Genomic DNA, 13,116 nt, shown 5'->3' with positions numbered 1-13,116 from the left:
ACAGAAATTATCATTCTTTCAAGAAAATTGGTTGCCAGTTTTCAATGAAGGTGTTATACTCCAATACATAATTTATTGCGCATGGCGCAGTAAGCTACATACCTGCTTATATATCGTCGTAATCTGGTCGACAGTCTCTACCCAGTACCGTAAATACTGGACTATAAGCAAAAAACGTGCGTAAGGCGCTTTTTTTGCTTAGACTGGCAAAAAGCGTCTTTTTTTGTTAGTTTGGCAGTAAAGATGAAAAATTAAGAAGGAGCAGTGTGATTATGAAAGAATTAGTAGCAAGAATCAAAGAAGATGGACGTGTATTAGGTGACGGTGTTTTAAAAGTGGATAGTTTTGTAACCCACCAAGTTGATCCCGTTTTAATGGAGGCAATCGGCAAAGTTTTTGCAGATGTCTTTAGAGCAGCTAATATCACGAAAGTCGTGACGATTGAAGCTTCCGGCATTGCTCCAGCGCTTTATACGGCACAAGAATTAGGTGTTCCTTTAGTCTTTGCCCGCAAGTCTAAAAGTTTAACGATGAACGAAGAACTTTTGACAGCGCAAGTTTATTCCTTTACAAAACAAGTAACGAGTACTGTTTCGATTTCAAAAAAATTCTTAACAAAAGACGACAATGTATTATTAATCGATGACTTTTTAGCAAATGGACAGGCAGCAAAAGGCTTAATTGAGCTTTGTCAACAAGCTGGTGCTCATGTTGAAGGAATCGGCATTGTGATTGAAAAATCTTTCCAAGATGGCCGCAAACTTTTAGAAGACATGGGGATTAAAGTTGTTTCATTAGCACGAATTGCATCATTAAAAGCAGGTGAAGTTGAATTTATCGAGGAGGATGCTTAATTGGATAAGCAGACACAAAACGGAAAAGCAGCCGTATTAGGGTTGCAACACTTACTTGCGATGTATGCCGGTGCCGTGGCAGTGCCACTTTTAATCGGAACAGGTTTAGGTTTTAACGAAACACAAATGACCTATTTAATTTCTATTGATATTTTCATGTGTGGGATTGCAACGCTTTTACAATTAACAGTAACGAAATTTTTTGGCATTGGTTTACCGGTAGTTTTAGGGTGTGCCATTCAAGCTGTTGCCCCGTTGATTTTAATTGGTAGTAAATCAGGTGTTGGTGCCATTTATGGTTCCATTATTGCTTCTGGAATTTTTGTAGTTTTAGTAGCAGGTTTCTTTTCAAAGATTAAAAAATTGTTTCCCTCATTGGTAACAGGAACAGTTATTACAGTGATTGGATTAACTTTAATTCCGGTTGCCATTACCAAAATGGGTGGTGGCGATGTGACAGCTCAAAATTTCGGTGATCCCAATCAATTGATTTTAGCTTTTGTCACCATTTTATTAATTGTTGGTGTTCAAGTTTTCGCTAAGGGATTCCTGCGTTCAATTTCTGTTTTAGTCGGACTTGTGGGGGGAACACTACTGGCTTGTTTGATGGGATTAGTTGATTTTGCTGCAATTGGTCACGCACCTGTTTTCCATATTCCGAAACCATTTTACTTTGGAAAACCAACTTTTGATGTTTGGTCGATTTTACTTATGATTATCATCTCGATTGTCAGTATGGTAGAGTCAACGGGCGTTTATTTTGCGCTAGGAGATATTACGGGTAAAAAAATTACAGAAGATGATCTTAAACGCGGGTACCGCGCAGAAGGTTTGGCAGTTATTTTAGGTGGCATTTTTAATACATTTCCATATACTGGTTTTTCACAAAATGTTGGCTTGGTACAACTATCAGGGATTAAGACGAAAAAACCAATTTATTTTTCAGCTATTTTCTTAATTATTTTAGGACTTTTCCCTAAAATTGGTGCTATTGCTCAAATTATTCCTGAACCCGTTTTAGGTGGGGGGATGTTAGTTATGTTTGGTATGGTGGCTGTTCAAGGGATGAAGATGTTGTCAAAAGTTGATTTTAACAACGATAAAAATTTGTTGATTATTGCTGTGTCCATTAGTTTTGGCTTAGGCTTTAACTTAATGCCACAACTTTTTAGCCAATTACCAGAGACTGTTCAAATGTTCACCGGTAATGGGATTGTTATGAGTAGTTTAACTGCGATTATTTTAAATCTTGTCTTTAACGGTTTGAAAGATGATGAAAAAGTCGTGATTGATTAGGCAATAAAGCAAAATAGAAAATTGATGCAAATGACAGTGCGTTTGTCATTTGCATTTTTTTATCTTAAACAAAACACGAACGAAAAAACTAAAAACAATATTATTATTCGAGTAATTATTTACAGTCGAAATTATCCTTGTTACAATAAAAAAAAGTCAACGATAAAGGAGCAAATCATGACAGCAGAAGTTGCAATAATTATGGGAAGCGTATCCGATTGGGAAACAATGAAACACGCTTGTGAGCAGTTGGATGAATTAGAAATCAGCTATATAAAACAAGTTGTATCTGCCCACAGAACACCAGATTTAATGTTTGAATTTGCCGAGGGGGCAAGAGAAAAAGGAATAAAAATAATCATTGCCGGTGCGGGTGGCGCTGCACATTTACCTGGTATGGTCGCTGCCAAAACAACGTTGCCAGTGATTGGTGTTCCAGTTAAATCACGAACATTAAATGGTTTGGATTCTTTGCTTTCGATTGTGCAAATGCCAGCTGGAGTGCCGGTTGCGACGACGGCAATAGGACAAGCTGGTGCAACAAACGCCGGACTACTTGCGGCGCAGATGCTTTCCATGTATGATTTAGGCATAGCGCAAAAATTAGCTGAAAAGAGAGCGAAGATGCGTGAGATTGTGATGGAAAGTAGTGATCAACTTGGTTAAGCCTTTATTACCAGGAGCTGTAATTGGGATTGTCGGTGGCGGACAACTAGGTCGAATGATGACCATTAGTGCAAAGGAAATGGGTTTTCGTGTTGGTGTTTTAGATCCAGCCGAAGACTGTCCAACAGCGCAAGTGGCAGATTGGCATATTGTTGCAGCATATGACGATGTTTTTGCTTTAGAAGAAATGGCACGACGCTGTGATGTAATTACTTATGAATTTGAAAATGTGAGCGTTGATGCATTAAATGCGATTATTTATAGTGCCAATGTCCCACAAGGAACAGATCTTTTAGCAATTACCCAAGACCGTTTAATGGAAAAAGCATTCTTGGAAGAAAATAATATTGTTATTGCTCCTTATGAAACAATCATTAGCCCAACTGATATTCAAGATGCTATTGACAGTATCGGTTATCCTTGTGTGTTAAAAACCACGCGGGGAGGTTATGACGGAAAAGGACAGTATGTTTTATATAGTACTGCTGATTTGGCGCCCTCCATGAATCTATTGCGTTCAGGTACTTGTGAATTGGAAGCGTGGATTCCTTTTGAAAAAGAAATTTCCGTGATGGTTGCCGGTAATGGCAGCGGTGAATTTATGGTGTTTCCAGTAGTAGAAAATATCCATCGTAACAATATTTTACATGAAACGATTGCGCCAGCACGAGTTGCAACCGAAGTTTCACAAGAAGCACAACGAATTGCCAGAGTGATCGCAAAAGCGTTGGATTTACGAGGTGTTTTGGCCATTGAAATGTTTTTAACCAAAACAGGTAGCATTTATGTTAATGAATTAGCGCCTCGGCCGCATAATTCTGGTCACTATTCTATTGAAGCATGCAGTCAAAGCCAATTTGACGCCCATATACGTGGGATTTGCGGTTGGCCACTAGGTGAAGTCAAATTATTAAGTGATGCTGTTATGGTCAATATTTTAGGTGATGAGCTAGGGGAAACCTATGACTTGATTGCACGAAAACCCAATTGGCAGTTTCATTATTATGGAAAAGCACAAGCAAAATCTGGCCGCAAAATGGGACACATTACCATTACCACAGATGATATTTATGGCACCTTGGAGGAAATCTACCAAACCAATATTTGGGATTAGATAACGCGTGTCTTAAAAGTTTAAATAGAATATAAAATAGAGGAGCTATTGCATGTTAGAACGTTATACACGCCCGGAAATGGGTACAATTTGGACAGATGAAAATCGTTATAAAGCGTGGTTAGAAGTAGAAATTTTAGCTGATGAAGCTTGGGCTGAATTAGGTGAAATCCCAAAAGATGATGTAAAAAAAATTCGCGAACATGCAACATTTGATATTCCAAGAATTTTAGAAATTGAAGAGGAAACGCGGCATGACGTAGTTGCCTTTACCAGAGCAGTCTCAGAAAGTTTAGGAGAAGAACGCAAGTGGGTACATTACGGCTTAACGAGTACCGATGTGGTTGACACAGCTTACGGTTACTTATTAAAACAAGCTAATGATATTTTACGCAAAGACTTACAAACCTTTTTAGAAATTATCGGCAATAAAGCTATCGCGCACAAAAACACAGTCTGTATGGGTCGGACGCATGGTGTCCACGCAGAACCAACTACTTTTGGCTTAAAATTAGCTACTTGGTATTCTGAAATGAAGCGAAATATCGAACGCTTTGATCATGCTGCCAAAGCCGTTGAAGCTGGCAAAATTTCTGGTGCAGTGGGAACATTTGCAAACATTCCGCCTTTTATTGAAGAATATGTCTGTGAACACTTGGAAATTCGGCCCCAAGAAATCTCAACACAAGTATTGCCTCGCGATTTACATGCAGAGTACTTTGCTGCAATGGGATTAATTGCAACTAGTATCGAACGTTTTGCTACTGAAATTCGTGGATTACAAAAATCTGAAACAAGAGAAGTAGAGGAGTATTTTGCCAAAGGTCAAAAAGGCTCATCTGCTATGCCACACAAACGCAATCCGATTGGCTCTGAAAATATGTGTGGACTGGCGCGGGTGATTCGTGGTCATATGCTAACTGCCTATGAAAACGTACCGTTGTGGCACGAGCGGGATATTTCTCACTCTTCAGCAGAACGTATCATTGTTCCGGATACAACAATTTTATTGAACTATATGTTAAATCGTTTTGGCAACATCGTTAAAAATTTGACAGTCTTTCCGGAAAATATGAAACGAAATATGGATGCTACTTTTGGCCTGATTTACAGTCAACGGGTAATGTTAAAGTTAATTGATAAAGGAATGACCCGAGAAGCAGCATATGATTTGGTACAACCAAAAACTGCCTTTGCATGGGATCATCAAACGGCTTTTCGACCTTTGTTAGAAGAAGATGAAAAAATCACTTCTATTTTAAGTAATGAGGACTTAGATGATGCCTTTGATTATCATTACCACCTTAAAAATGTAGATGCAATCTTTAAACGTGTCGGTCTAGAATAAAAAAACGACGAACTCGCAAATGGGTTCGTCGTTTTTTATTTCTGGTTGTTTAACTTTATAAATAACTCTGCGATAAATAACTCTGCGGCTATTTGAATCTTATGCCGCAAAACCAAAATTTCTATAAAAAAAGACGCTGATAATAAATCAGCATCTTTAACCAAATACTACTTTTGGTTGTGTATAATGGCGCATTCTTTCATCTCGCAAAACAGCGAGGATGTTCTCTACAAAGGAAAAATTATACTCTTCCAAATTAAAAAATACTTTAAAAGTATAGTTGTTTTTAAAGAAACGTTGTTCATGAATCTGTTCGATAATTAACTCTTCGTTGTGACTGTTTTGATATCGAAAAATTCGTTTGCGACAGTCAACATGACGTTTTGATGCTTGTTTTACCTTGCGAAAAGTATAAAACGAAGTATTTTTATTCATTTGATAAACTTCTTCTACTGCTAATAAGTCGTTAAACAGCCGACGTTTTTCTTCAAATACAAGGGAATCCAAAAAGTTGGCAACCAGTTGACTTTCTTCCATGCATAGGCCTCCTAAAAATAATCCTATCAATGAGTCTAAAAGTACTATAACACTTTTTTATTTTACTGTAAACGCTTCATTAAAAACCGCTTTGAAAAACTATTTTAAAAAATTTTACGAATAGTTATATCAATAAAAATATTTTTTTTGAAAAAAAGTTAAACACGAACAATTAAGTACGTTTTGATAATTATTATCCAGATAAATGTTGACCCGTATCTTTGCGATTGTTAAAATAAACACAAGTTAAACACGAACGATTTTGGCGATGCAAAATTTAATGTCAATAAAATGAGGTGCAAAATGCAAAAAAAAGAATTACGTTACGCCGGCAAAGCTAAAAAACTTTATACGACTGACGATCCAACTGTTTATTGGGTAGAATATCTTGACCAGGCTACTGCGTTAAATGGCGCTAAAAAAGATCAAGTATCTGGCAAAGGGGCACTAAACAATCAAATTACCAGCTTAATTTTCCAACAACTAAAAAACGAAGGAATTCCCTCTCATTTTGTCGGAAAAATATCAAAAACCGAACAATTGATAGAATGTGTAGAAATAATTCCACTGGAAGTTGTTGTTCGGAACACTGCTGCAGGTAGCTTCTCAAAACGATTACAAGTTGCAGAAGGAACACCCCTTAGTTTTCCGGTTGTAGAGTTTTATTACAAAGAAGATAAACTAGATGATCCATTCATTAATGACGATCACGTAAAGTTACTAAAATTAGCTACAGGCAAAGAGATTAACGATATTAAACATTTAGCTCGAAATGTAAATGTAGTTTTACAACGAATTTTTGCCCAAATTGGCATTAAATTAATTGACTTTAAAATTGAAATTGGACGCACCACTTCCGGACAACTGCTCTTGGCGGATGAAATTTCACCAGATACTTGTCGACTTTGGGATTTGGCAACCAATGAACATTTAGATAAAGATATTTACCGACGTGATTTAGGGGATTTGGTTCCTGTTTATGAAGAAGTTTTAAAGCGTTTAGAAAATCAATTTTTAGTGGAGGAGCAATAGCATGTATTTCGTAAAAGTTTATGTAACGTACAAAGAATCAGTTTTAGATCCACAAGGGCAAGCAGTTAAAGGTGCCGTTCATCGTATGGGTTATGAAGAAATTGATGAGATTCGCATCGGAAAATATTTTGAAATTAAAGTAGCTAAAGGCGATCGGCCCGTTGAGGAAATGATTGAAAATATTTGCGACAAGTTACTTGCTAATGTCAACATGGAAACTTATCGTTACGAAATTATTGCAATGGAGGAAGTTTAATATGAAATTCGCCGTAATTGTATTTCCCGGCTCTAATTGTGATATGGATATGCTTTGGGCGATTAAAGATGTGATGGGATCACAAGCCGAATATGTCCGTCATGATGTTACTTCTTTAGCGGGTTTTGACGGTGTGTTATTACCTGGGGGATTTTCATATGGTGATTACTTGCGCTGTGGTGCAATTGCTCGTTTTTCACCAATTATGGCTGAAGTGAAACGATTTGCCAAAGAAGGAAAGCCTGTATTTGGTACTTGTAATGGTTTTCAAGTGTTAACAGAGGCGGGCTTGTTACCGGGGGCTCTAATTCGGAACAAGTCGTTACACTTTGTTTGCAAAACGACACCTTTAAAGGTGAACAATCAAACAAAATTTACTTCTGAATATGAAAACGATGAGGTAATCAAAATCCCCGTCGCTCATGGGGAAGGCAATTATATCTGCGATGAAAAGACATTAGCAAAATTAAAAGCCAATAATCAAATTGTTTTTACGTATGAAGAAGATGTGAATGGCAGTATGGAAAATATCGCTGGCATTTGTAATGAAGCTGGTAATGTTATGGGAATGATGCCCCATCCAGAACGTGCGATGGAAGAATTATTAGGTTCAACAGATGGTCGTCGTTTTTTTGCCTCAATTTTGAAAAATTTTGGAAAGGTGCCAGTTAAATAATGATGAAAATAAGTGAACCAACACCACAAGAAATAAAAGAGCGTAAAATTTACGCGCAGTGGGGCTTAACTGATGAAGAATATCAGATGATTTCAGAAGATATTTTAGGGCGCTTACCTAATTATACTGAAACTGGTCTTTTTTCTGTCATGTGGAGTGAACATTGCTCTTATAAAAATTCAAAGCCCGTTTTACGCAAATTTCCAACTAGTGGATCCCAAGTTTTACAAGGACCTGGTGAAGGTGCTGGGATTGTTGACATTGGTGATGGTCAAGCGGTTGTTTTTAAAGCGGAAAGTCACAATCATCCTTCTGCGGTTGAACCTTATGAAGGCGCAGCTACCGGGGTTGGTGGAATTATTCGCGATATTTTTAGTATGGGAGCACGTCCGATTGCAGTTTTAGATTCTTTGCGTTTTGGCGAGCTGAATAATTCCCGCACAAAATATTTATTAGAAGAAGTGGTCGCTGGAATTTCAGGTTATGGCAACTGTATTGGAATCCCAACTGTCGGCGGCGAAGTAGCCTTTGATCCTTGCTATGAAGGCAATCCGTTAGTTAATGCTATGTGCGTTGGGTTAATTGAGCACAAAGATATTCAAAAAGGCCAAGCTAAAGGTGTCGGAAATGCAATTATGTACGTTGGAGCCAAAACAGGACGTGATGGCATTCACGGTGCAACCTTCGCCTCAGAAGAATTTGTTGAAGGCCAAGAACAGCAACGTTCAGCCGTTCAAGTAGGCGATCCATTTATGGAAAAACTGTTACTAGAAGCCTGTCTAGAATTAATTTTAGAACATCAAGATATTTTAGTTGGCATTCAGGATATGGGGGCGGCCGGTCTGGTATCTTCCAGTTCAGAGATGGCTTCAAAAGCTGGCTCTGGTTTAAAACTATATCTAGATGATGTACCACAACGGGAAACGGGTATGACCCCTTATGAAATGATGTTATCTGAATCGCAAGAGCGCATGTTAATTTGTGTGAAAAAAGGACATGAAAAAGAAGTTGAAGCGCTCTTTAGTAAATATGAGTTAGACGCAGTCACAATTGGTGAAGTAACCGATGACGGTTTATATCGGTTGTATCATCGTGGTGTTGAAGTAGCGAATTTACCTGTCGATGCGCTAGCAGAAGAGGCACCGACCTATCATAAAGCATACGCAGAACCAGCGCGAATCAAAGAATTTGCCAAATTAGCTGATTTTACGCCAGTAGTAGAAGACGCTACGGCTACTTTATTACAACTTTTACAACAACCTACTATTGCTTCTAAAAAAATGATTTATGAAACTTATGATTCACAAGTACGTACGAATACCGTAGTAGCACCAGGAAGTGATGCTGCTGTTTTACGGGTACGTGGGACAAAAAAGGCTTTGGCGATGACGACGGATTGTAATGCGCGCTATTTATATTTGAACCCAGAAATTGGCGGACAAATTGCCGTTGCCGAAGCAGCACGAAATATTGTTGCAAGTGGTGGACAGCCACTAGCAATTACCGATTGCTTAAATTATGGCTCGCCAGACAAACCAGAAGGATTTTGGGAACTATGGACCTCAGCTGATGGAATCAGTGAAGCTTGCCGCACTTTGGATACGCCGGTTATTTCGGGGAATGTTTCTTTATATAACGAAACAGACGGCAAAGCAATTTATCCAACGCCAATGATTGGGATGGTTGGTTTAATTGCTGATAGTAAAAATATTACTACCCAAGACTTTAAGGAGGCAGATGACTTAATTTATCTTGTGGGGGAGACGTCTGCTGATTTTAACGGAACTGAAATCCAAAAAATGCAAAAAGGTCTAATTGAAGGTAGACTTATGAATTTTGATTTAGCAAATGAAAAAGCCAATCAAGATTTGGTATTAAATGCTATTCAAAAAGGACTTGTAGTCAGTGCACATGATTGTGCTGAGGGTGGTTTGGCGATTGCGTTAGCCGAGTGTACGTTTAAAAATGGTTTGGGAATTTCAGTTGATGTTTCAATGCCAAAAGAAAACTTATTTTCAGAAACACAATCTCGTTTTGTTTTATCAGTGAAAAAGACAGCTCAAAAAGATTTTGAAATGTTAGCAAAAGATAAAGCAACTTTGATTGGGACAGTCACTAATGATGGAAAAATTAAAATTAATGCAAATGACGGCAACATTGCAGTTGCAACGCACACTGCCAAAGAACTTTGGGAGGAAGCAATTCCATGTCTTATGAAGTAAAAAGTTTGAATGAAGAATGTGGCATTTTTGGCGTCTGGGGTCACCCAGACGCTGCGCGTGTCACTTATTTTGGTCTCCATAGTTTGCAACACCGCGGTCAAGAAGGAGCGGGGATTGTTTCAAACGATGCCGGTAAATTGTACGGCTATCGTGAATTGGGGTTATTGTCTGAAGTTTTTAAAGACGATAGACAACTCGCACAATTAAAAGGAAATGCGGCGATTGGCCACGTGCGATATGCGACGGCCGGTAATGGTAGCGTTGATAATATCCAACCCTTTTTGTTTAAATTTTACGACTGTTCTGTCGGTCTTGCCCACAATGGTAATTTGACCAATGCTTGTAGTTTACGGACAGAATTAGAACGTGATGGCGCGATTTTTCATTCTAATTCTGATACTGAAATTTTAATGCATCTGATTCGGCGGAGTAAAAAAGAAACGTGGTTGGATCAATTAAAAGAAGCGTTAAACCAAGTTAAAGGCGGTTTTGCCTACATTTTAATGCGGGAAGACTGCATGATTGCAGCGCTTGATGCCAATGGGTTTCGTCCTTTGGCCATCGGGAAGATGAAAAACGGGGCCTATGTGGTGGCCTCTGAAACATGTGCCTTAGAAGTTAGCGGGGCAGAATTTGTTCGTGATGTACAACCCGGAGAAATTATCATCATTAATGATGATGGGGTTAAAATCGAACATTTCACTAAAGATACCCAACATGCTATCTGTTCGATGGAATATGTCTATTTTGCGCGACCAGATTCCAATATTGCCGGAGTAAATGTTCACACAGCGAGAAAAAATATGGGGCGAAATTTAGCCAAAGAAGCACCAGTAGCAGCCGATATGGTCATTGGTGTGCCCAATTCTTCTTTGTCAGCTGCTAGTGGCTATGCAGAAGCTTCAGGTATTCCTTATGAACTGGGATTGGTGAAAAATCAATATGTAGCCCGCACGTTTATTCAACCAACTCAAGAATTAAGAGAGCAAGGAGTGCGGATGAAATTATCAGCTGTTCGAGGAGTAGTTGCTGGTAAAAAGGTAATTATGGTGGACGATTCGATTGTAAGAGGAACTACCAGCCGCAGGATTGTGGATTTACTAAAAGAAGCTGGTGCCAAGGAAGTGCACGTCAGAATTGCTTCACCACCTTTAAAATATCCTTGTTTTTATGGCATTGATATTCAAACACGAAAAGAATTAATTGCGGCCAATCATTCGGTAGAAGAAATTCGTCAAGTGATAGGAGCCGACTCGTTAAGTTATTTAAGCGAAGAGGGTTTGATTAACGCCATTGGCTTAGATTTTGATGCCCCATATGGCGGTTTATGTATGGCCTATTTTAACGGGGACTATCCAACCCCTTTATACGATTACCAAGAAAAATATCAGGCTTCATTAAAAGAACAAACTTCATTTTTCTAAATAAAAGGAGCGAAAATAAGTGGCCAATGCATATGCAAAAGCTGGCGTTGATGTGAACGCTGGGTATGAAGTAGTAGAGCGAATCAAAAAACATGTGAAAAAAACGGAACGTCTAGGTGTGATGGGTGCGCTAGGTGGCTTTGGTGGTTGTTTTGATTTAAGTAGCTTAGGTGTAAAAGAACCCGTTTTAATTTCCGGGACTGATGGTGTCGGGACTAAACTAATGGTAGCTTTTAAAGCGGATAAACACGACACTATTGGTATTGATTGTGTGGCGATGTGTGTAAATGATATCGTTGCGCAAGGGGCAGAACCTTTGTATTTCTTAGATTATTTGGCAACTGGCAAAAACGAACCTGCTCGCTTGGAACAAGTAGTTGCAGGTGTGGCAAAGGGGTGTCTTGAAGCTGGTGCGGCTTTAATTGGTGGTGAAACTGCTGAAATGCCAGGTATGTATGCAACAGATGAATACGATTTAGCTGGCTTTGCAGTAGGTGTAGCCGAAAAAAGTCAAATAGTAACCGGCGAAAATATTAAAGCAGGCGATATTTTGTTAGGATTGCCCTCAAGTGGAATTCACTCAAACGGTTTTTCGCTCGTTCGAAAAATTTTCTTTACCGAACATAATTTAAGTGAAGCTAAAAAGATTGCTGCGCTAGGGGATAAACCGTTAGGCGAAGTCCTCTTAACCCCAACTAAAATTTATGTGAAATCAATCCTCCCGCTAGTAAAAGAAAATTTGGTGAACGGCATTGCCCACATTACCGGTGGTGGTTTTGTAGAAAATATTCCGCGGATGTTAAAGGAAAATGTTGCTGTTGAAATTACAGAAGGTACCTGGCCAGTTTTACCAATTTTTGACGTGTTGGAAGATTATGGCAAAATCAATCACGCTGAAATGTTTGAAATTTTCAATATGGGAATTGGGATGGTATTGGCAGTAAGTCCCGAAAAAGTGGAACAAGTTAAGCAGATTTTAGCAGCTTTAAATGAACCTTGTTATGAAATTGGTCGAATTGTCGAAAAAACAAAAAACACGCCTTTACTTACGATCCACGAGGAAAAAAAATGAGGATTGCAGTTTTAGCTTCTGGGAATGGGAGTAATTTTGCTGCTATTGCCGATTATTTTCAAAAAGAAAGCGTAGCAGCGGAAATCGCCTTTGTTTTTAGTGATAAAAAAAATGCTTTTGTGCTGGAACGGGCCCAAAAAATTGGGGTTGCAACGTTTCAATTTAGTCCTCAAGACTTTCCAAGTAAAAAAGATTATGAAAAAGCGCTGTTAGCGTTAATGCAGCAAGAAAAAATTGATTTAATCGTTTTGGCGGGTTATATGCGCATTATTGGCCCCCAACTTTTGGCGGCTTTTCCCAAAAAAATTATTAATATCCATCCGTCATTACTACCGGCTTTTCCTGGTCTTAACGGCATTAAAGATGCCTATGATTATGGCGTCAAAGTAACGGGGGTAACGGTACATTACATTGATGCCGGTGTGGATACTGGTCCGATTATTGCCCAAGTTCCTGTTTTAATTTTAGATGATGATCTAGCCAGTTTGGAAGCCAAAATTCACCAAGCCGAGCATCAATTATACCCCGCCGTTTTAAAACAAATTGTACAGGGGCAGCAATAAAGACTTGCCAATCGTTACACTTTAATACCTATTACGGAATAAAAATCAATTAAGAG

13 protein-coding genes and 1 riboswitch are annotated in these 13,116 nt (G+C 38.6%); of the genes, 12 read left to right on the top strand and 1 reads right to left on the bottom strand.

Going from position 1 to position 13,116, the window contains the following annotated elements:
- The first annotated feature begins 86 nt into the window (after positions 1-86).
- A riboswitch (purine riboswitch) is annotated at positions 87-184 on the top strand.
- 88 nt (positions 185-272) lie between these two features.
- The 5 genes from AC6R0T_RS07945 (at position 273) to purB (ending at position 5,278) form a co-directional block, all read left to right on the top strand.
- Positions 273-854, top strand: a complete 582-nt coding sequence (locus AC6R0T_RS07945; protein ID WP_230710557.1) for a xanthine phosphoribosyltransferase — start codon at positions 273-275, stop codon at positions 852-854.
- Positions 855-2,150, top strand: coding sequence for a nucleobase:cation symporter-2 family protein (locus tag AC6R0T_RS07940; RefSeq protein ID WP_303753909.1), 1,296 nt, complete (start codon positions 855-857; stop codon positions 2,148-2,150).
- A gap of 177 nt (positions 2,151-2,327) precedes the next feature.
- Positions 2,328-2,816: a 5-(carboxyamino)imidazole ribonucleotide mutase gene (purE, locus tag AC6R0T_RS07935; protein WP_303753910.1), complete on the top strand. Its 489-nt coding sequence runs from the start codon at positions 2,328-2,330 to the stop codon at positions 2,814-2,816.
- Positions 2,800-3,930 (top strand): 5-(carboxyamino)imidazole ribonucleotide synthase, encoded by a 1,131-nt coding sequence (gene purK / locus AC6R0T_RS07930; RefSeq protein WP_282462424.1) that lies wholly within the window; start codon positions 2,800-2,802, stop codon positions 3,928-3,930. Before purE ends, purK begins: the two co-directional genes overlap by 17 nt.
- Positions 3,931-3,982: 52 nt before the next feature.
- On the top strand, positions 3,983-5,278 hold the full coding sequence (gene purB / locus AC6R0T_RS07925; protein WP_303753911.1) for an adenylosuccinate lyase: 1,296 nt from the start codon (positions 3,983-3,985) through the stop codon (positions 5,276-5,278).
- Between the two features lie 156 nt (positions 5,279-5,434).
- Here the strand turns inward: purB and AC6R0T_RS07920 are convergent, their stop codons facing one another.
- Positions 5,435-5,815 carry a hypothetical protein gene (locus tag AC6R0T_RS07920; RefSeq protein ID WP_206903718.1) on the bottom strand — a complete coding sequence of 127 codons (381 nt, stop codon included), beginning with the start codon at positions 5,813-5,815 and terminating at the stop codon, positions 5,435-5,437.
- Between the two features lie 303 nt (positions 5,816-6,118).
- Between AC6R0T_RS07920 and purC the strand changes: the two genes are divergently transcribed.
- From purC to purN, 7 genes are read left to right on the top strand one after another with little or no spacing between them, the layout of a single operon-like run.
- A complete protein-coding gene (gene purC / locus AC6R0T_RS07915; protein WP_303753912.1) occupies positions 6,119-6,847 on the top strand; it encodes a phosphoribosylaminoimidazolesuccinocarboxamide synthase in 729 nt (242 codons plus the stop codon).
- A 1-nt stretch (position 6,848) separates the two neighbouring features.
- Positions 6,849-7,103, top strand: a complete 255-nt coding sequence (purS, locus tag AC6R0T_RS07910; RefSeq protein ID WP_303753913.1) for a phosphoribosylformylglycinamidine synthase subunit PurS — start codon at positions 6,849-6,851, stop codon at positions 7,101-7,103.
- Position 7,104: 1 nt separating this feature from the next.
- Positions 7,105-7,779: a phosphoribosylformylglycinamidine synthase subunit PurQ gene (gene purQ / locus AC6R0T_RS07905; protein ID WP_303753914.1), complete on the top strand. Its 675-nt coding sequence runs from the start codon at positions 7,105-7,107 to the stop codon at positions 7,777-7,779.
- Positions 7,779-10,001, top strand: a complete 2,223-nt coding sequence (purL, locus tag AC6R0T_RS07900; protein ID WP_303753915.1) for a phosphoribosylformylglycinamidine synthase subunit PurL — start codon at positions 7,779-7,781, stop codon at positions 9,999-10,001. Before purQ ends, purL begins: the two co-directional genes overlap by 1 nt.
- Positions 9,986-11,425, top strand: a complete 1,440-nt coding sequence (purF, locus tag AC6R0T_RS07895) for an amidophosphoribosyltransferase (RefSeq protein WP_282462430.1) — start codon at positions 9,986-9,988, stop codon at positions 11,423-11,425. Before purL ends, purF begins: the two co-directional genes overlap by 16 nt.
- Positions 11,426-11,444: 19 nt before the next feature.
- Entirely contained in the window at positions 11,445-12,497 is a 1,053-nt protein-coding gene (gene purM / locus AC6R0T_RS07890) for a phosphoribosylformylglycinamidine cyclo-ligase (RefSeq protein WP_303753916.1), read from the top strand.
- A complete protein-coding gene (gene purN, locus AC6R0T_RS07885) occupies positions 12,494-13,060 on the top strand; it encodes a phosphoribosylglycinamide formyltransferase (protein ID WP_230710581.1) in 567 nt (188 codons plus the stop codon). Before purM ends, purN begins: the two co-directional genes overlap by 4 nt.
- Positions 13,061-13,116: the final 56 nt, after the last annotated feature.

Source organism: Enterococcus sp. S86.2 (assembly GCF_059834485.2).
Note: the sequence above shows the minus strand (reverse complement) of the source record. Positions and strands in the feature narration are given on the sequence as shown.

Bases quoted from the DNA above. Each gene is read 5' to 3' on its own strand.
- AC6R0T_RS07945 (WP_230710557.1), top strand. From the start codon at position 273: ATGAAAGAATTAGTAGCAAGAATCAAAGAAGATGGACGTGTATTAGGT.
- purE (WP_303753910.1), top strand. From the start codon at position 2,328: ATGACAGCAGAAGTTGCAATAATTATGGGAAGCGTATCCGATTGGGAA.
- purB (WP_303753911.1), top strand. From the start codon at position 3,983: ATGTTAGAACGTTATACACGCCCGGAAATGGGTACAATTTGGACAGAT.
- AC6R0T_RS07920 (WP_206903718.1), bottom strand. From the start codon at position 5,815: ATGGAAGAAAGTCAACTGGTTGCCAACTTTTTGGATTCCCTTGTATTT.
- purC (WP_303753912.1), top strand. From the start codon at position 6,119: ATGCAAAAAAAAGAATTACGTTACGCCGGCAAAGCTAAAAAACTTTAT.
- purS (WP_303753913.1), top strand. From the start codon at position 6,849: ATGTATTTCGTAAAAGTTTATGTAACGTACAAAGAATCAGTTTTAGAT.
- purQ (WP_303753914.1), top strand. From the start codon at position 7,105: ATGAAATTCGCCGTAATTGTATTTCCCGGCTCTAATTGTGATATGGAT.
- purL (WP_303753915.1), top strand. From the start codon at position 7,779: ATGATGAAAATAAGTGAACCAACACCACAAGAAATAAAAGAGCGTAAA.
- purF (WP_282462430.1), top strand. From the start codon at position 9,986: ATGTCTTATGAAGTAAAAAGTTTGAATGAAGAATGTGGCATTTTTGGC.
- purN (WP_230710581.1), top strand. From the start codon at position 12,494: ATGAGGATTGCAGTTTTAGCTTCTGGGAATGGGAGTAATTTTGCTGCT.